The 19,486-nt window shown below is 57.1% G+C and carries 16 protein-coding genes; 1 reads left to right on the top strand and 15 read right to left on the bottom strand.

Annotated elements, in window-relative coordinates; genetic code table 11:
- Positions 1 to 16: 16 nt before the first annotated feature.
- Positions 17 to 1,087, bottom strand: a complete 1,071-nt coding sequence (locus tag J3D54_RS21515; RefSeq protein WP_253422444.1) for an NAD(P)-dependent alcohol dehydrogenase — start codon at positions 1,085 to 1,087, stop codon at positions 17 to 19.
- A 165-nt stretch (positions 1,088 to 1,252) separates the two neighbouring features.
- Between J3D54_RS21515 and J3D54_RS21520 the strand changes: the two genes are divergently transcribed.
- On the top strand, positions 1,253 to 2,179 hold the full coding sequence (locus J3D54_RS21520) for an AraC family transcriptional regulator (RefSeq protein WP_253422446.1): 927 nt from the start codon (positions 1,253 to 1,255) through the stop codon (positions 2,177 to 2,179).
- A 442-nt stretch (positions 2,180 to 2,621) separates the two neighbouring features.
- On the opposite strand, the gene J3D54_RS21525 is transcribed toward J3D54_RS21520, so the two are convergent.
- From J3D54_RS21525 to J3D54_RS21590, 14 genes are all read right to left on the bottom strand, one after another.
- A complete protein-coding gene (locus tag J3D54_RS21525; RefSeq protein WP_253422448.1) occupies positions 2,622 to 4,142 on the bottom strand; it encodes a family 16 glycosylhydrolase in 1,521 nt (506 codons plus the stop codon).
- Complete coding sequence (gene galE / locus J3D54_RS21530) at positions 4,139 to 5,203, bottom strand: UDP-glucose 4-epimerase GalE (RefSeq protein WP_253422450.1); 1,065 nt, start codon at positions 5,201 to 5,203, stop codon at positions 4,139 to 4,141. The genes J3D54_RS21525 and galE overlap by 4 nt, the downstream gene beginning before the upstream one ends.
- A gap of 83 nt (positions 5,204 to 5,286) precedes the next feature.
- The gene (locus J3D54_RS21535) at positions 5,287 to 6,705 is read right to left on the bottom strand and encodes an oligosaccharide flippase family protein (RefSeq protein ID WP_253422451.1); all 1,419 of its coding nucleotides are present in this window, start codon (positions 6,703 to 6,705) and stop codon (positions 5,287 to 5,289) included.
- A 13-nt stretch (positions 6,706 to 6,718) separates the two neighbouring features.
- Entirely contained in the window at positions 6,719 to 7,672 is a 954-nt protein-coding gene (locus J3D54_RS21540) for a glycosyltransferase family 2 protein (RefSeq protein WP_253422452.1), read from the bottom strand.
- A 17-nt stretch (positions 7,673 to 7,689) separates the two neighbouring features.
- On the bottom strand, positions 7,690 to 9,003 hold the full coding sequence (locus J3D54_RS21545; protein WP_253422454.1) for an O-antigen ligase: 1,314 nt from the start codon (positions 9,001 to 9,003) through the stop codon (positions 7,690 to 7,692).
- Positions 9,000 to 10,112: a glycosyltransferase gene (locus J3D54_RS21550; RefSeq protein ID WP_253422456.1), complete on the bottom strand. Its 1,113-nt coding sequence runs from the start codon at positions 10,110 to 10,112 to the stop codon at positions 9,000 to 9,002. The genes J3D54_RS21545 and J3D54_RS21550 overlap by 4 nt, the downstream gene beginning before the upstream one ends.
- Entirely contained in the window at positions 10,109 to 11,188 is a 1,080-nt protein-coding gene (locus J3D54_RS21555) for a glycosyltransferase (protein WP_253422458.1), read from the bottom strand. Before J3D54_RS21555 ends, J3D54_RS21550 begins: the two co-directional genes overlap by 4 nt.
- A gap of 9 nt (positions 11,189 to 11,197) precedes the next feature.
- Positions 11,198 to 11,905 (bottom strand): WecB/TagA/CpsF family glycosyltransferase, encoded by a 708-nt coding sequence (locus tag J3D54_RS21560; protein WP_253422459.1) that lies wholly within the window; start codon positions 11,903 to 11,905, stop codon positions 11,198 to 11,200.
- A gap of 9 nt (positions 11,906 to 11,914) precedes the next feature.
- Entirely contained in the window at positions 11,915 to 13,306 is a 1,392-nt protein-coding gene (locus J3D54_RS21565) for an undecaprenyl-phosphate glucose phosphotransferase (protein WP_253422460.1), read from the bottom strand.
- Between the two features lie 140 nt (positions 13,307 to 13,446).
- Complete coding sequence (locus J3D54_RS21570) at positions 13,447 to 15,693, bottom strand: polysaccharide biosynthesis tyrosine autokinase (protein WP_253422461.1); 2,247 nt, start codon at positions 15,691 to 15,693, stop codon at positions 13,447 to 13,449.
- A 2-nt stretch (positions 15,694 to 15,695) separates the two neighbouring features.
- On the bottom strand, positions 15,696 to 16,229 hold the full coding sequence (locus tag J3D54_RS21575; RefSeq protein ID WP_253422462.1) for a polysaccharide biosynthesis/export family protein: 534 nt from the start codon (positions 16,227 to 16,229) through the stop codon (positions 15,696 to 15,698).
- Between the two features lie 12 nt (positions 16,230 to 16,241).
- Complete coding sequence (locus J3D54_RS21580; RefSeq protein WP_253422463.1) at positions 16,242 to 17,402, bottom strand: outer membrane beta-barrel protein; 1,161 nt, start codon at positions 17,400 to 17,402, stop codon at positions 16,242 to 16,244.
- Positions 17,403 to 17,585: 183 nt separating this feature from the next.
- Positions 17,586 to 18,107, bottom strand: coding sequence for a transcription/translation regulatory transformer protein RfaH (gene rfaH / locus J3D54_RS21585; protein ID WP_253426701.1), 522 nt, complete (start codon positions 18,105 to 18,107; stop codon positions 17,586 to 17,588).
- Between the two features lie 659 nt (positions 18,108 to 18,766).
- Positions 18,767 to 19,462: an SOS response-associated peptidase family protein gene (locus J3D54_RS21590; RefSeq protein ID WP_253422464.1), complete on the bottom strand. Its 696-nt coding sequence runs from the start codon at positions 19,460 to 19,462 to the stop codon at positions 18,767 to 18,769.
- Positions 19,463 to 19,486 lie beyond the last annotated feature (24 nt).

The following is a 19,486-nucleotide window of genomic DNA, read 5'->3' on the forward strand; positions in this document are numbered from 1 at the left end:
CCTTTCGATTGAGTGGTTATTCGCTGGCGTTTTTCGCTTGGGCAGCCAATGTGGCGTTGTCGATCACGAAGCGATACTTGACGTCGCCCTTGAGCATCCGTTCATAGGATTCGTTGATCTGATCGGCCCGAACCAACTCGATGTCGGCAACGATGCCGTGCTCGGCACAGAAATCCAGCATCTCCTGCGTCTCGGGGATACCGCCGATCATCGAGCCGGCAATCGTTCGGCGTTTCATGATCAGGTTGAACACGTTGGGTGAGGGATGCGGCGAGGCGGGCGCACCGACCAACGTCAATGCACCATCGCGCTTGAGCAATACCAGGAAAGCATCGAGATCGTGGGGGGCTGCGACGGTGTTCAGAATGAAGTCAAAGCTGCGGGCATGCGCGGCCATCTCTTCAACGTTGCGCGACACGACAACCTCATCGGCGCCCAATTGCTTCGCCGCCTCGCGTTTGGACTCGGAGGTGGTGAACGCCACGACGTGGGCACCCATCGCATGAGCCAGTTTGATGCCCATGTGGCCCAGCCCACCGATGCCGACCACGCCGATTTTCTTACCCGGCCCGGCGTTCCAGTGACGCAGTGGGGAATAGGTGGTGATGCCCGCGCACAGCAGCGGCGCGACGGCGGCCAGTTGTTCTTCGGGATGGCGGATGCGTAGAACATAACGCTCATGCACCACGATGCTTTGCGAGTAGCCGCCGAGCGTCCAGCCAGGTGCGTCCGAAGTCGGGAAGTTGTAGGTTCCGATCATGCCGTCGCAGTAGTTTTCCAGCCCCGTCTCACAGTCGTCACAGTGTTTGCAGCTGTCGACGATGCAACCGACACCGACCAGATCCCCGACTGTGAAATCCGCAACATGCGCACCTACTGCGGATACGTGGCCGACAATTTCGTGCCCTGGTACGCAGGGAAACTGTGTGCCTGCCCACTCGGCACGCACCTGATGCAGATCCGAATGGCAAATGCCGCAAAAAGCGATATCGATCTGAACGTCATGGGCGGAGGGTGTACGGCGAATGATTTGCAACGGCTCAAGGAGCTTGTCGCCCGCATGAGCACCATAGGCTTGTACAAGCATGGGAGAGTCCTCAATGGCTTTGTCGGATGAACATTCTCCGGCTCTACCCAGACTCCCTGTAGTGCATTGCGCTGGATTACTTGCCCGATTCTATGAGTCTCTGTTTTTTTGCAGGACGGTCGCGAGCGGGCGAGTTAGAGTTTAGCGACGAGGTACAAGGCGAACATGACGATCAAACACGACACCGCTGCTCAACACCTGTCGCCACAAGAAACGCTTGCGCGGATCATTGGCGAGCAGATCCCGAAACCAGGTGACTACGGAACGCCCATTGCGGGCCTCGGTTTTTTCAGGCGTGAACATCCGTCGCCGCCCGTCGTCTGCATGGTCGCGCCAAGCATCATCCTCGTCGCCCAGGGTGAGAAACAGCTGTGGGTAGGTGGCGAGGGCTACCCGTATGACACGTCGCGATTTCTGATCACCTCATTGGACTTGCCCGCCAATTCAGAGGTGCTGGCGGCAAGCCCGGAACAGCCATGCCTGGGGCTGACTTTGAAACTCGATCTGCGCATGCTGGCTGAGCTGATAGTGCAGGGTGACTTGCCGCCAACCCGTGATCGATCAGTGGTGAAAGGTGTAGGGATTGGTTCAGTAACGCCTGCCTTGCTGGCGTCGTTCGAGCGCTTGCTGGCGCTACTCGATGAACCCGAAGCCATCCCTGTGCTTGCACCCTTGATTCAGCGCGAAATTCACTATCGTCTCTTGAAGAGTGATCAGGCTGCCAGGCTGCGGCAGATTACCTCGGTCGATGGCCAGGGTTATCGCATTGCAAAAGCCATCGACTGGCTGAAGTTGAATTACGCCTCGGCGCTTCGCGTCGAAGAACTTGCGGCGCGAGTGCAGATGAGCACGCCCACCTTTCACCACCACTTCCGCCAGCTCACCGCGATGAGCCCGTTGCAGTACCAGAAGTGGTTGCGATTGAACGAGGCGAGGCGACTGATGCTCAACGAGCATCAGGAAGTATCAAGCGCGGCCTACAAAGTCGGTTATGAAAGCCCGTCGCAGTTCAGTCGCGAATACAGCCGCCTGTTTGGCGTACCTCCCAAGCGGGATATTGCGGTGTTGCGAGGGCAGGGGGTAGCAACATAAAGGTTATACAAGACCGACAAACGACAGAATAACCAGGACAATCACAACGGCCCCAACGATGTAGATAATATTGTTCATGAAAACCACCTCTCTAACCCAACAGGATTGCGACACCAGGGTGCCTAATACAAAGGACACCATCGTTCGCAGTTCCGTTCCCTGAACCCGTCTCAGAGGCAGTACTTCGCCGTAACCTCGGCTAATGTGCATGGGCTCGAGGAGCGCGCCGTGGTTGCTGGACACCCGCCCGTTCGTGCGCAAGCCTGATACTCTGCAAGCGCCAATCAGAACTCACGTAGCCGCCTGTGTCGGCCCCTCTTTCGCGATGCTGGCTGCTACTCCCAAGACGGTCACGCTCGATGTACAGATCTGGTCCTGCGTCCTCTGCCATGGCCCACCATAGGTTTGGGGCAATCCATTTAACAAGCGAATGCACATCAGGTTATCTACCGCGCCGCCATACCTTGAGGTAGTCCACGCTGAAAGTGGAGGGCAGATCGGCGTCGTCGACCACGCCGAACCAATGCCACATGGCCTCGCTGTCAAAGAGGATTTGCATCGGGTAGAACCAGTGGGTGTTTTTTGCCTCGCGCACCAGGACACCGTCTACGTACCAGCGCAAGGTGTCGGGCTGCCAGTCAAAACCGTAGACATGGAAGGTGCTGGCCAGGCGCCACGGGGCGATCCAACTGCTGCCATCGCGCAGGTGGGCGGTGCTCTGTGGCGTGGCCCAGACGTGGGCGTTCATGTTGTACAGACGGTCGAAGGTGGCGCCCTTGGTCTTGCCGCCGATTTCGAATATGTCGATTTCCGTGGCATTGTCGGCAAGCCCCGTCCACGCTAGCCAGAAGGCGCTGGAGGCCGCCGACTCCATGGGTTTGGCGCGGGCTTCGTAGTAGCCGTAAAAACTGCGCTCGATCGTGCGGACCATCGCCGAGCTATAGCCTTGGTAGCCCAGCCGAACGTACTTCTGCGGCACGTTTTCCGTGCGGAAAACGATGTTCAGATTGCCATCGCTCAGGTAGGCATTGTTCGGCGTGAACAGCGCCGGTTTACGTCCGAGCGACTCGGTGCCCGTGGCATTGTTGACGTGCCAGCGACTGGCGTTAAGGGTCGCACCGTTGAAGTCGTCGGAAAATCGTGTGTCCACAATCCATTGGCCGACATTGGCCTGATCAGACAGCGGCAGTTCGGCATTGATCCGCAGCGGTACAGTGCCCAGTGGACCGATACGGGTCCAGGAATTGGCAGCCTTGGGGAGCGCGACGGACCATTTTTGCGCCAGATACTGAAACACGCGCTGCCGTTCCTCCAGGGAGGCCAGGTGACGGTCGTACACCAACACTTCCGCGATGTCGCCACGCAAGTCTTCGGTGCTACCGACCACATTGCGCCCCACCGCAAACGGGCCTATGGGCACGTCGTTGAGTTCCAGAACGAAGAGGGCCGGGGCGTAGGCAGAGGGCTGTTGCACGCTGATCGCGAAGTTCGGTGCCACGTTGTCGTTTTCAGCGATCCGCGGGCGCGAGCTGAACAGCCGCTGCCAGGTCTCGCCGCCGCTTTGCCCGTCCAGTCTGCGTGACACGATCAATAGGGTCACGGGGCCTTTTGCGGCACGAATGGTCTTGCCAAGGAACGCCGAAACACCACTCAAGCGCACCACGGAGTGGCCATTCATGGCGTTCTCCACACGCTGCGGGAGTGCGGCGCCTGCGGCATCGTCCACGGCAACGTCATTAGACATGCCGGACTTGTCGTGCCACCGCAGGAGGTGGTTCTGGGCATCGAAGGTCATTGTCGAAGCGTCGGCAGCGTCTAGCCACAGCACCAGGCCGTTGGCCAGCGGCTGGGCAGCGGCTGGCGGCGTGTTGCAAACCACCGATGCCAGGACTGCCAACAGAATGTAGCCAAGCAGGTACTTCACCCGATGCAATGGGGCGTCTGGGCATGCGAGGTTGCTCATACCCATTGCTTTAACGCAATCGATGCCGCCAATCCGGGTTGGGAGCGGTATCCGTGCGGATTACACATTTGCCATCGCCAGGTGTCGATGATCATCTGCATCAGGTCGCGCTGTGCGTACCAGCCCAGATCACGCCCCGCCTTGGTGGGGTCGGCCCAGCATTCGGCGATATCGCCGGCGCGGCGCGGCGCGAACCGGAACGGGATGGTAATACCGGTAATGTCCTCGAAGCTGCGGATGATTTGCAGCACGCTGTGGCCAATGCCTGTTCCCAGGTTCCAGACGTGGATACCGTTTCTGTTTTGCAACGCCCGCAACGCGTTGAGATGGCCTTCGGCAAGGTCGACCACATGGACGTAATCGCGCACGCACGTTCCGTCGACGGTGGGATAGTCGCTGCCGTATACGGTGAGTTCAGGTATTTGCCTCATCGCGACTCGTGTCAGGCAAGGCAGCAGATTGTTGGGCTTGCCATTGGGGTTTTCTCCGATCAGCCCGCTATCGTGAGCACCAATCGGGTTGAAGTAGCGCAGCACCGCAATGCTCCACTGCGGATCGGACAGGCACAAGTCGGTGAGCAACTCTTCGATCAGCAGCTTGGTGCGACCATAGGGATTGATCGGTTTGCCTGGGCCCAGATCTTCAATGAGCGGTATCTGTCGGGGGATGCCATACACGGTGGCCGATGAGCTGAACACCAGTTTGAAGACCTCGAATCGGGCCATCGCATGGCAAAGATTGAGCGTACCAATGACATTGTTGGCGTAATAGTCCAGCGGCTTTCGAACGCTTTCCTCCACGGACTTGAGACCGGCAAAGTGCACCACGGCATCGATGTCGTAGCGGCTGAAAATATCATCGAGCAGGTGGTTATCGCGGATATCACCTTCAATGAAGTCAACTCGCTTGCGAGTCAGATACTCCAGGCGCGCGAGCGATTCGCGGCAGCTGTTACACAAGTTATCGAGGACCAGCACCTGTTGACCAGCGTCAATCAGGGTCAGGGTGGTATGCGAGCCGATATATCCGGCCCCGCCGGTAATCAACGTGGTTTTGTGCATGATGAGGCGTTCCTGTCACAAGGGAATTGCGCGAGTCAGGAGAATGTGGTCCGGGTAGAAGAAAGGTTGTCGGGTGCGTCCTCTCAGCGGGTGGTGAAAACCGATTTGAATTCTTGCGGCCAGCGCGGATGCATCACGCTGTACACCACGGCATAGCTCAGCGCGCCAACCACGATGCTGCAGAACAGGTGCAGGTAGCCTTGAACACTCAATCGGGAAGAAACCATCAGGACGATCGCAGCCATGACCAACGAGGCAACCACGCTGCGATAGCTGGTTTCGAAAAACAGCCGCCAGTCATAGCCGATTGCGCGGTTCAACCCGCGGATTTGCAGTGGCGTGATGATCGCCATCCGGGCTAGCAGAGCGAGGGCGGCGGCCATGCCGCCATAAAGGCTGCCGAAGCTATAGACCAGCGCCAGTGCCAGTACGGTGGTTGCCACTTCGGCCTTGATGGTCAGGTGGCTGCAATTGACCGCGACCAGTGCGGTTGTGGCGAACATGGCGGTATTGCCGATGGCTGCCGTGCACGCAAGCACTTGCAGCAGGGGAATGGCCTCGGTCCATTTGGCGCCGAAGATCAACAGGATCAGGTCATGTGCCGTGAGTGCGATGCCGATGAACAGGGGCGTCAGCAGGAAGCCGCTGACGGCGGTCGAATCGCTGATAATCGCGCGCAACCGCAATGGATCGGCGCTGCGCCGGGCAAATACCGGCAGCGCATAGCTGATCAGGCCGTGATAGATCGCCGTGCGCGGCAGATCGATGATGCGCATCGCCATGTTGAACATGCCCACCGCGTTGCTGCCGGCCGTCATGCCCAGGATGACGGTGACCCCGCGCTGCAGCGTTTGTGAACTCAGCGCGTTGACGGCAACCGGTGCGCCGGCCTTCAACAGTTCGCGCAGGAGCGGGCCGTCAATGTAAAAGGCAATGCGACGCGGGTCTGCACGCATCAATACGACAATGGACACAAACTCCATGATCAGTACCTGGGCAATGACCGCCCAGGCCCCCAACCCCCAAAGCGCGACAGCGATGCCACCCACGCCACCACACACTTTGCCCAGTAACGTGCGTGATGCCAACGCCCTGAAGTTGCCAATGCGGCGCATTTGTACCACATAGACCCGCGCCATCATGGTGAACAGGATTTTCACCGAGGCCACCGCCGTCATCCATCGCAGCACCGGGTCGGGTGTGTACAGCGTTACCGCGCCCGAGATGACGACGATGGACAGCAGGCTGACGAGTACCGACGCCCAGAAGGCTGTGGCGATGTGTTTGTCCTCCAGTCGTTCGAGTCGTACCAGCGGGTCTTCCAGAACCGAGGAATAAATCATGCCGATCAACTCGACGATGGCAATGATGACCGTGCCCACACCCAACTCTGTGGGCGACAGCAGCCTGGCATACGCGACAAAGGTAATCATCGACAGGAAAATCAGGCCGAATTTCTCCGTGAAAATCCAGATCAATTTAACCAGACGCTGATTGGCCATGGCGGATACCGCCTCAATGAGCGGTAGTGGACGCAGCTGCCTTGCGCAATGATTGGACGCATGCATAGAGGAAGCGCAATGTCGGTTTGCCGGTCCTGAAGATCAGCGTTTGCCAGGAATACTCCAGCATTCGCCGGTACACACCGATCACTTGGGCATGCTCGCCTCTGCGGGAAAACAGTTCGAGAAAGTCGGAGAGGCTGCCCAGCGCGAAATCGATCCGTTGCTGCCTGGTGAGCTGCGGGCCAAAGTGGGCGAGGTACGCTTCGATGAACTTGATCTTGTACGGGTAGTACCTTGTCGGTTGCGCGGTCATGTTGGCGCTGTTGACCATGCGCTGCAGCAGCACCTCTGGCACCGTATGGACCTCCCAGTGTTCAGCGATCCGGGTCCACATGAAGCGGTCTTCGGAGTAACGCAGGCTGGCATTGAAGCCGCCGAGTTGCATGATCACGTCGCGTCTGGCCATCGCGGAGGACACGCCATTGAGGACGTTGGCGCGGATGAAATCGTCGAAATGCCTACCGTTTTTTTGCCGGTTTTCCAGTATTCGCCTGCCGTCGCTGTAGTCGTTATGCACGTAGCAATCTACCAGCGCCACTGGCCGTCCCTGACGACCCAGTTCGTCAAACAGTGCCACTTGTTGCTCCAGCTTTCGCGGATACCATCTGTCATCGGCATCGAGAAACGCCACCAAAGTCTCTTCAGTGTGCTGCAGTCCGTGGTTGCGGGCGCTGGCCTGGCCTTCGTTGGCTTGATGCAACAGCGTCAGGCGAAACGGCGCTGCGAAGTCCCTGACGCGTTGGGGTCCATCATCGGTGGAACCATCGTCGATGACGATGACGTGATCGGGCAATCGGGTTTGCCCGGCCACGGACGCCAGTGTTTGCTCAATGCTGTCGGCGCCGTTGTACATCGGGATTATGACGCACACCGTATGGGGTGAAGGGTGGGCTTGGTCTGGCATGGTTATTTCTCCTTTCGTTACGCCTTGGCTGAGTCGCGCGGTAATGCCTCGCCGGACGGACGCTGACGCAGGGTTGCCGTTGACAACACGGGGTATTTCGCGTGGTGATGCCGAAAGGACAGGGCCAGGACGCAGAACACCAGAAACTCCGCCGAGCGGTAGTTGGGCACGACATACGCTACATAGTTGGTGAGCATGAATGATCCGATGATGACCATCGCGCTGACATGAAACCGTGCCGATTGATCCGTCATCACCGCCCGATAGTGTTTGAGCAGTGCCTCGATCAGCATGAGGGCCAGCGCGATCAACTGAACGATACCGCCGTTAAGCAAGGTTTCCATGTAGCCGTTGTGGGCATTGCCGATGTAACCCCAGCGGTTGATGAAGACCTCAGCACTGGGGCTGGACCAGAAGGCCCCGAAGCCGTAACCCTTGAGAAATTCGGCGTCGATCAGCGGTGTGAGCAGGTCCCAGATCAACGTGCGGTCGGTGAGTGATGGATCACGACCGGTCAGCTCCAGCAGCAGCGTGTAGTTGCCGTAGAGAAAGAAACAGATCAGCAAATAGACGATTGTCGTGCCGAGGAATGCCGGCACTGAGCGGTTGATGTGCAAATGGATCAGCGTGAGGAAGTACCAGTAACTCATGGTGCCGGCAATAATCAGTGCCATGGCGGTGGCGGATTGGGCCAGCGCAATCGCGATCAGCGAGAACAACGAGCAGAGGATGGCCCAGGGATTGCGCTGACGGATCATCGGTAGCAGCAGCAAAATGGCGATCGCGTTGATCCGGGCGCCGGCATTTTTATCCGGGAAAATCCCTTTGAATGCACCCTCGCGAACACCGCCGTAAATGAAGGCGACATCGGGCCTGACAAGCGCCAGTATCAAACCGAACAACGCAGCGGCGCCGATGAGACAGCCGAGCATGAAGGCGATTTTCTCGAGGCTGTAGTTGTAGGCGATGAAACCCGCAAAGAAGACCACGCTGATCAGTGCCACAAAACGTTTGAAACTTAATATCGGGTCGTAGGACCAACTGATCGATACCGCCAGGCAGAGCATGAACACCAGCAGGAAGACGTTGTTCCTGTAAAAACTTTTGCTGAGGAACACCTTGTTGCGGAGGAAGAAGAATAGCGGTACCAGTAGGGTGATCAGACCGCAAATCTGATTGACCGCGTTACCTTCGAGGTCTTTTTCGGCTACGTCCAGATTCGACGTATCCGCCAGCCCGGAAAAAAATCCGATCACCTGAATGTAGAACAGCACACCGAACAATGTGAAGGCGTTGCGCAGTGTGCTGTACCTGACTTCTAGTGTGCTCATGACGACTGGCTCCCGAGTAGCGCATCGAGATAAGTTTTCGCCGCGCAAGCGCTCATGAAGCGGGCAGCGGCATCAATGCGGGCCTGGCGATTTACATCACGCGGCAACATCAGCTGCATCGTAATGGCCTGCGCCAGCGCGTCTGGGTCGTCGACGGCCACCAGCGGAGCGATCTCGCCATTGTCGAGAATCTCTTGCGGCCCGTAGGGGCAGTGAGTCGATACCACGGGAGTGCCAGTGGCCATGGCCTCGACCAGTGCGTTGGGGCTACCCTCGAAACGCGATGACAGTACAAAACAATCGGCCGCCGCCACTTCTGCCATCGGATCACTGACATAGCCTGGCAAATCGAACCGGTCGGCCACGCCCACAGCAATCGCTTGTTCAAGCAATTGGGCCCTGAGCGCCCCTTCGCCGAAAATGATCAATCGGGCACTGTGATCGGGCAGTCGGGCGAAGGCATCGATCAATACGTCAAAGCCTTTTTGCCGCGCCAGGCGGCCCACGGCGACAATCACCGGGGTGGACTTTTCCTGCAGCCAGCGGTGGCTTGGACGCTCCGGCGTCTTGTCGCGAAAATCATTGTCGAGTACCGGGTTGTCGGCGATGGTGACATCCTGGGGGCGGGTGATGGTGGAGTCGACGAGATCCTGGGCGACGCCGCGCGAGACGCAGATCACCGGATTGGGGATCAGTCGATACAGCAATGGTGCCAACAGATACGCTGTGCGCACCGTCAGCGTGGGGTTGACATATCTGTCATGGGAAAACGCGTTGCGCTCGCTGACATGCAGGCGCGCCAGCGTACCTGACAACGCAGCAGCGGCGATGGCCACGACGTTGACATGGGTGAGGGCGGCCAGTTGCGCATCAAAGCGATTGCGGCGAAGAAAGCGTGCCAGTGCCGGAACTGCCCTGGAGCTGCGCACGCTATGCAACTCGACCTTTTTTACCCGGGGATCGAGGCGCACCGAGTTCACGCCGGCGCCGGTGAGCATCAGTAAGGTCACGTCATTGCCGGCGTCAGTCAGCGCTCCAGCGAGGCGCACCATCATTTTTTCGGCACCGCCCCCGCCCAAGTCCTGCAGGATAATCAGCAATCTTTTCATTGATTCCAAACCTGGTAATACGCCTGTGCGGCGTATTGGCTGGTGTACTGGCGGACTGCATCAGCGGCCGCTTGTGCGTTTGGCGCAGCCTGGTCTGGGGAGGCCAGACTGCGCAGCATCCCTTCGGCGAGCGCCGGCACATCATTGATCTTGACCAGATGGCCGAGACGGCCGTTATCGAGCAACTCTCTGGGCCCGGTCTCGCAGTCGCAGGCCAGCACGGGTGTACCCAGTGCCAGGGCCTCGATCAGGACAGTCGGCAAGCCTTCATGAAAGGAACTCAGGATCAACAATCGTGCATGCCTGATAAATGGATAGGGATTGCTCAGGAAACCAGTGAAATGCACACGGTCTTCAATGCCCAGGCGGCTTGCCTGTAATGTCAGAGCAGCGAGTTGCGGGCCGTTGCCGATGATCACCAGGTCCGGCAGGGCGGCCCTGCCCAAGGCCATGGCATAGGCATCGAGCAGCAAATGGAAACCCTTCGGCTCCACCAGCCGGCCTACCCCTAACCAGAACTCGGCTGGCAAGCCGCAGAGCAGGGGCGTCTGCGCGGCGCTGAGCAGTTGTTCTGTGACCACGGCATTGGGACAATAACGAATGCGCTGATGCCCCCAGGGCACCAGATCGGCGAGGGACTGGCGCAGACCTTTGGATACCGCCACGACCTGATCGTTGCCGCAGAGGTACAACGCATAGAGCAGGCGCAGGATGGTGGGGTTTATGCGCTGTTCGCTGCAGTCCAGTGCCGCATGACGGGTATAGATGACCTTGCATGGGCTCCCCAGGGTGGCAAACCAGGTGCAGAGATTGGCTTGTTCCTTGGCGGCGATCAGGTGAGTCACACCCTCACGCCGAATAATCCGGCGCAGCAATACGATGGACTTGAGCAGGCCGGTGATTCCACAGTCGCCGCCATTGAGGGTGGCCGCGCCTTCATCGTCCGCAGAGTCGCCGTTCATAACGAAATAACTGACCCGTTTGCCATCCTTGAGAAACTGCCGGGCCAGGCGTTGCTGGACACACTCGAGGCCGCCACCGGGCTTGAAGTCCTTGAGAATGAACAGGATATGCATGCTTGGCGCTCAGGGATAAGTGATATGGATCGTCACTTGGTGCCGGACGATCATCGCCAGCAGATGAACAAAATTGGTCGGGTAATCGACCAGATACCGCGTGATGGTGTGGGGTTCGCGGTACATCCGATAGAACGCGCGCAGATGCAGGCGGTTGATCAGTTCAGGGTAGTAATGATGTGTGGCCGTGGCCTCCTGGCGAATGAAACCGCCACAGGTGAACGCCACACCGTTGAAGCCGGCACGCAGGGCATCCTGTTCGAACTGCTCTTGAAGCCCTGCGCCCAGGCCGACGATCAGGATGTTGGCTTCACTGCGGCAGATGTCCGCTTGAATGCACGCAGCCTGCGGTGCATCAAAATAGCCGTTGTGACGGCCGGCGATGAGCAATGCCGGGTAGCGCCCCTTGATCTTGTCGATGAACAGATCCAGTTCCGCTTGCCTGGCACCGACAAAATAGATGCGCTTGCCTTGTTTCTCGGCGCAACTGAAGACAGTGTCGGCGATGGATGTAAAGTCGAAGCTGACCCGGCCGATCGTCCGGCCGGTGATGCGCGAGATGAAGGTAGACATCAACATTCCGTCGCAAAAATAGGCGATGGACGTCGGGTCCCGGTCGAACAGACTGCCGATGGACGCAAAATTAATGAAGGAGAATGCTTTGTTGGCGTCCAGCAGGTTCGGTGCGAAATGCCCGATTAATTCCAGATTGATCATGGCGACTCCTTAAAAAATGTCCTTTGAGAACAACGTGAAAGGGGTCTTGACGAGAATCTTGATGTCCAGCCACAGCGACCATTGGTTGATGTAGTTGAGGTCCTGGGCGACACGCTGCTGCATTTTTTCCAGCGTCTGGGTTTCACCGCGATGCCCGGTGATCTGGGCCAACCCGGTGATTCCCGGCTTGAGGCGATGACGGGCCATGTAGGCGCTTACTTTGCCGGTGTAGTAAATGTTGTGAGTGACCGCGTGCGGTCGCGGGCCGACAAGGGCCATTTCACCGAACAGCACGTTGAAAAGCTGTGGTAGCTCATCGATCGAACTACGGCGCAAAAAATGCCCGATCGGGGTGATGCGCTCATCTTCGCGAGAGGCTTGGCGCACTTCGCTGTCGTCATGCACGCGCATCGAGCGGAACTTCCAGACCTTGATCACCTCGGCGTTACAGCCGTAACGATCTTGTTTGAACAACACCGGGCCGGGCGAAGAGAGCTTGACTGCTGCCGCCACGATCAGCAGCAAGGGGCTGAGCACAATAATGGCCACGGCGGCCAGGATACGTTCGAACAGCTCTTTGCAGAGCAGGCTGCCGGGGTGCGAACTGATGAGGCTTTCGTTGAGGTAGATGGCCGGCATTCGCTCTATTTCCGAGATCGATTGATTGAGCAGCACCATGCTGCCGAAATCAGGAATCCAGACCACGTCGACATTCATGTCCAGAAGGTCGATGTACAGGGCTTCAATGATGGCTGCCTGCGCCAACGGCAGGACGATGTAGACCCGGCGTACGTGCAGGTGGGTGATGATCTCGCGAATCTCGTCGATGCGACCCAGCAGCGGCAAAATGCTCGGCGCCGGGCCGGTATGTTCGGTGGTTGCGATAAAACCCAGTACCGGTACGCGGTTCGGTCTGGACAGTTTCCTTGCAAGCCGGCAGGCGGTCGGGCAAGTACCGATGATTACCGCGCGGCGTTCGTTACACAGCCTGCGCGAGTGCAATCGAGCCAGGTAATGCAAGGGCAGGAAGCTCGCAGCCTGGATCAGGTAACCCAATACGGCCCAGACGATGATTACTTGACGCGAAAAAATCGCACTGGTCTGGGTGACGAAGGCGATGCTGATCAGAACGGCCAGCAGGATCAGCCAGGCCGCCAGCAAACGACCGAGCCCTGACAACCACTCATGACGCTTGTGGTAAACCTGCATGACGCTGTAGATCGGTACCGACCCGAGCACAGTGAGAATCATCAGAATGCGGTATTCACTGGTCAGGCTGCCGCCCCGCCAGTACACGAGCACCATCAGCAGCAGGTTGGTCAGGCTAAGTGCGCACAGCCATTGGCCCCAAAAGGTCAGACCTCGCCGATGTGTCATTTGAGTGGTGTATAGCGATGTCATCGGCTCAACCTCCAGGCATGGGTTGGACATCGGTGCCGAATACGGCACGCACTTTCCCACATGCTGGTATCGCTCGACTGGTGTGAAGCAGCTTTTGGTGGTTGTTGGAAAGAGGCTACGGCAGCGATATGCGCAAGGGTTTAACGGGACAGGTAGTCGTAGTTCTGGAACGTATCGCTATGGCTGTAGCCCTGTTTGCGCGCCTTGCGCAGGTCAACCTGGTTGAGCACCACACCGAACACAGGCGCGTGGCTCTGTTGCAGTATGGCGAGGCATTTCTGCACCTGGCTGATCGGTGTGCTTTCGGCTTTTATCACGTAGATCACCGCGTCCGAATGCTTAGCCAGCAATAGCGCGTCGCTGACCATTTGCGCAGGCGGGGAGTCGATGATGATGCGTTGGTAACGCGACTTCAGCGTTTCGAGCAGGGGCGTCAGGCACGGCGAGCTAAGCAGATCAAGCGGTGAGGGCGCAAGTTTGCCGGCCGGCAACATGTCTAAATTGCCGACAGTCCGGATACAATCTTCGAGTCGGGCAGTACCCGCCAGGACATTGGCCAGCCCCGGGCTGTCTGTCGGAAAATCGAAATTGAGCGAAAGGCTGGATCGGCGCATGTCGGCATCGATCAACAGGACCCGCTCCAGTTTTGCAAGCGAGTAAGCCAGGTTGTTGGCAATGGTGCTTTTACCTTCATCGGCCATGGTCGAGGCAACGAGTACCACCTGTGACGGATTTTCTCCGCCGTGCAACATCAGCCAGGTGCGCAAGTTGCGGATGGTCTCGCAAAAGCGCGGATTCTCGTTGTCGTCGAACAATCGCGCCAGTTGCCGGCGGCTTCTCTTCGTGACCAGCGGCACCACACTGAGCAGGGGGATGTTAAGCGTGCTTTCGACCGCTTCGTCGGTCTTGAAGGTTTTGTTCCGGGCTTCGGATATTAATGCCAACACCATGCCGATCAGCGCGGCCACGAAGGCGACAATCGCCATGATCAGTGTTTTGCGGGGTTTGCTCGGTTCCAAAGGCACAATCGCAGGGTCGACGATGCGCGCTTTGGTGGAATCCATGTCTGAGGTGGCCGCCGTTTCCTTCAAGCGAGTGATGAAGGTCTCATACAACGCGCGACTGCTGTCGACTTCTCGCTGGAACTCGCGCAGCTGGAATTCCTTGCGAGAAATCTCCTGTATCTGTGCCTTGTTGTTGTTGAATGATTTGCGAAGTGAATTTTCATTGGCCCGGGATAATTGGTATTCATGTTCAATGCCAGCCACCACCTGCTGAACCTGCAGGCGCAAGCTGTCGGTGGCCATACGCAACTCGGCGATAGCGGCGACAAGGGTTGGATGTTTCGGACCGTAGCGCCCCGACAACTCTTCAACCTTGGCTTGGGCCTTGGCCCGTTGAGCCTGGAATTTTTGCACCAAAGGGTTACTCAAGACGGCCGGCACACTGGAGAGGTTGCTCAAGTTGCCATTGCTCAGGGCCTGCACCTGGCGGTACTGGCTCTCGGCTTCCGCCAGATTACGACGGGCATCGATCATGCGATTGCCAGTCATTTCCAGTTCGTTGGCGCTGATGGTGGCGACACCGTCGACATCGACCAGGCCTTGTTCTTCCCGGTAGGCCTGAAGCTTGTCTTCGGCACTGCGCAGATTATTGCGCAACTCGATCAAGCGTGAGTTCATCCAGCTAGTGCTGTTCTGCGAGGACTTCAGGCTATTGTCGAACTGGCTATCGATGAAGCCTTGGGCAAGCGCATTGGCGGTTGCGGCCGCCAGGTCAGGGTCGGGCAGCTCTACCTCTATATTAAGCAGCTGACTCTTACCGACAAATTTCACGTCGGTGCGCTTCATGAGGTTCTGCGTGACTTCATTGAAAATGTCGGTTTCAGTGGGCACTACCTGCTGGGGTATCAAAAACTCCAGTGCCGGCAACCACTGGCCAAGATCAAGGTTTGCCAACCATTTGCGTGGCGTAAACCATGACTGCGGTTGTTGGCGGGGATCGGTCACCGGGTTAGTGGTGAGGTTGAGCTTTTTGACGGCACGTTCGGCCAAGTCCCGCGACTGCAGGAGCGCCAGTTGCGTCTGCAAGTAATCGACGGTACCGGAGCTTGAGTCCGTGATTTGCTGGAAGGTCAGCAGTGGTGGCGTTTTTTCTTTGATCAGCAGGGTGGTGCTGCCGATGTACTGCGCGGGAATGAACGACAGCGTGGCCATTGCGAGCGCACAGACAAGCAGCATCAACCATCCGATTTTCCAATGAGCACGCCAGATCACCCTCCAGTATTTGAGCAGGTCAATGGTGTCCTTCTCCTCACCATGCTGCTGATGCTGAGGCAGATGCGCCTGGAGCGGACGTTCGACGTAGATGCTTGGGCTGTTGTCCATGATTAGAAAAAGCCTTGTGCAATGGAGATGGTGTCACCGGGAGCGATGGCGGTGCTGCGCGTGACCGTATCGGTCAGTGGTGGCGAGCCATCGCCGCGCACGATGGTCACTCGCTTGATCGAGGCCCGTTCGGTCAGACCACCGCCCAGGGCAATGGCTTTCTCCAGCGTCAGCCCGGGCTCGTATGGATAGCTGCCGGGCTTTTGTACTTCGCCATTGATGTAGAACGAGCGGTAGACGATCAGGTTGAGGCTGACCTTGGGGTCGACCAGGTAACCTTGCTTGAGCCCGTCGACGATGATTTTTTCTACCTGATTGGGGGTGAGCCCCTTGGCGGCGATCTCACCCAGAAACGGATAGGAAAATGTACCGGCATCATTGAGGCGGATTTTGTCGAAGCTCAAATCCCGCTCTCCGAATACGGTGATGCGCAATACATCGCCGGCCGCCAGTTTGTACTGGGCGCCGGTGTCCGCTGCAAAAGTCACGGGCAACAGCCACGGCACGAACAACAAGGCAAGCATTCGCGAGTTCATGGGGGGAACCTCTTAGAGACTTACGTTGAAGCTGAGCAGGAAGATGTTGCGTTCAAAACTCCGATTGTCGGCATCGGAATTGTCGTTGCGGTGGCGATAGCCCAATTCGATATCCAGCCAGCGACGCATCTGGTATTCCACCGCGAAGTTGTAGTCGCGAAGGTTGTCGGTGCGGTTCTGCCCCTCGTACTCATAGCGGGCCAGCCCTGCTTCGGCCACGGTAGTGATTCGCTCGGTCCAGCCATGACGCCAGCCGAACAGGGCAGAGCTGGTCTTGACGGCGTCAGCACCGTCGTCACCCTCGGCCAGCGCCTGTCGAGCAACGAACGAAAAGGTCGAGTAGGTTCGTGGCTTCCATCGCAGGTCCACCTGCCAGGTCGGGTTATTGAGGTCTTTGACACTGCTGTCATCAAAGTTCTTGCGCTCATAACCAATACGTACTTTGCCGGTGGTACGCGCGGTGAAGTCCCATTCGGCGCCGGCCAGGATCGCATTGGCGGTGCTGTTGAGGCGGCTGTCGGTTTGCAGGTAATCAAAGACGGTATGGTCATACTCCAACAGCCCACGCGTGTTGCTGCCGATGCGGTGGTACCAGGTGGTGGTCAGGCCGGTGGTATTGCGCTCTTTGTCTTTGTTGATGCCATCGGCGTTGTCGTAACGAAGTTGAGCGTAACTGGCGCCCAGATCGATCTGATTGTCAGCGTTCCGGGCGCCAAAGGTATAAAGACCATTGACGCGGTTATTGCGAATCTTGTCGTTGATGCCATCGATGGCAGTCGAGGTCGTACGCTCATATTTATGCGACTCGGCTTCAAGTTTCAGTCGATGGCGGTCGGTGAACTCCATGATGCTGTTGAGCCGCACGCGTTGCGCCGTATTCGAGGCGCTTGGCTCGTCATGATAAATGTAGCGGGTAGGCTGCCAGATAAGTCGCGTGGCACTGTTTCGGTCTTCGGCCTTGAGTTCGAAAGAGGGCGCCACCTTGGTCACCATGGAAGACTGACGTCCCCGATCCAGTTCCCGGAAGTTGTCATCATAGCTCTCCGAAAATAACAATGTGGGGGTGAAGTCGAAGCCGTAGACGCCAATGGACTGAGGGTCGAGACTCCAGGCCGTTTCGGGACATAAAGAAATCATTATCAATGCGAAAGGGGCGTGGGTCTTAAGGGTCATAGCATTGCTCCTGGGGACGAATCCAATGACTATAGACCGGAAAAAAAGGTTGAATGTGAGTGATGTAATCACGCCAAGGAACAGTCCATGAAAAAAACGGAAAGGCATAAATTTTTGGTTTAAGTGGGTAGTGCGACAGGTCTGTTTAATTGTTTTATTGTGATAACTAAAATGGCAACTTGTTTATAGGTGAAGGTGTGTTCGCTCAAGATCATTCAATGGAATACGAACCGGCTGTTCTCTATTTAGAAAGTGAAGCAGGATCATGACTCGCTCGTCACCTAACATGGTCAGGAAAATACCTTCGAGTGTCGACAGCGGTCCTCGGGTTATTTGCAGTATTTCGCCGGGCTTGAACGGTTGGGGTACATGCACTTGGGGTGGTTTATAGCACCGGTTACGCAGATGTTCGATGATATCGTCAGGGACCATTGCCGGGCCGTGATTAAAATCGACGATTCGGCTGACGCCACGGGTAGAACGTAAAGGCGCCCATTTGTCGTCACGGCCGAGTTGAATGAAAAGATACCCAGGGAAGAGAGGCTCAAGGGATTGATGGGGTTTCCCATGAATCGAGCGCTGGCTAACGATTTGCGGGCAGAAGATGACATAGTTTTGCCGCAATAAATTGGTCTTTGCCCGTTCGTCCTGACGTGGCTTGCACTGCAAAAGATACCAGTTAGAAGCTTGGGTACTCGTCAGCATACTGGCAAGCTCCGTAGCGTTGGTTAAAGCATGCCTGTCGTGCATCAGCGATGCCATTATCCTTCCAGTAACCTCTATGGAGATCGTGGAAGTCGTTAAGGTCGTGAAAGTGTTAAGCTTTTAATACGGTGTATCAATGATGAAGCATGTAATGTAAAAGTAACAGTAAGGGTGAAGTTGAATCAATAATCCAATTTTTAAATGGAATGTGTAAGCGTCACTTAACACTGTGCATGATATCTTTTGCAATGGCCAAAGCTACCGCATGGTCCGAACCTTCGGCCCTTTAAGAATAAGTGCTTTTGATCGCGAGTCTTACTTGAATGCAGGTGGCAACGGATATCCACCCACTGCATGCTCGCCTTTATCAGGTATCGACCCTGTTAGGTATTGATCACTCAGGGCGACCTGTCAAATGTCACTAGTCAAAAATATAGCCTTCTGTCCAATAACTTAATTATGATTTCCAACTAATTGTTTTAGAAGTTATTTTTGGTAACGGCAGTGAGGCATGGTTTGATAAAAGGCGGCTACCACGTTTGTGGCTGCCATCGGCGGTGCCGGTCAATTTTCCAACGCCAACAACTGACCGCTTCCCTAGGGTTAACGCCAATGCAACACAGGTTTGCGGCGATTCTGGCGGACGCGATGATCGGACGTCAGGCATCCTCGTCGCTACCAGCGATGGGAGTTATTAGATGGGCTCCCTGATTCTGCACATTGCCCATAGGGCGGTCGATCTTGAACCACTCGAAAGCCTCGGTCGGTTCCCTCTGGAACAGCATTATTTGCTCGGCTCGCTCCTTTGGTGTAGCCGGATTCAGCCATTCCCGGGCCAGTTCGGGATTGAGCGTCACCGGCTGCCAGTCTTGAGCGTCCACCATGCCTCCCTGGCCGGCGCTGATAAACACGAAACCGTCATGCTCTTCCGGTTTATGCTCGGCGTTGGGGTACTGGCCTATCGCGGCGCAGAGGATTGGTGCGCGATCTTTCCGACGGATCAGGTAGGGCTGTTTCTTCGGTCCACCCTCGTCAACCCATTCAAACCAGTTGTCGATTGCGCTGATCGCCCGGTGCGGCCAGATCGCTCTGAAGAATAGATTGTGGGCGACTCTCTCTACCCGCGCCTTGATCGGCACGGCACAATCCGTTGCCCAGTCCGGCCGCCATCCCCAGCGCACCATGTCGGCCCGCAGAAATTGACCTTCCTGGTGAAAGAGGGCGAGTTGAGCGGACGGCGCGGCGTTATAAAGCTCGAAAGGCTGGTCGCCGGCGTAGTTGATCAAGGCGTTTGGAATGTTGAGCGCCGCGACAAAGTCATGAATGCCTCGGTACTGGGAAAGACGTCCGCACATGGTTGGACCCCTCCGGTTGTGCTT

It is taken from the genome of Pseudomonas sp. GGS8 (genome assembly GCF_024168645.1).
In the GTDB taxonomy this organism is placed as follows: Bacteria; Pseudomonadota; Gammaproteobacteria; order Pseudomonadales; family Pseudomonadaceae; genus Aquipseudomonas.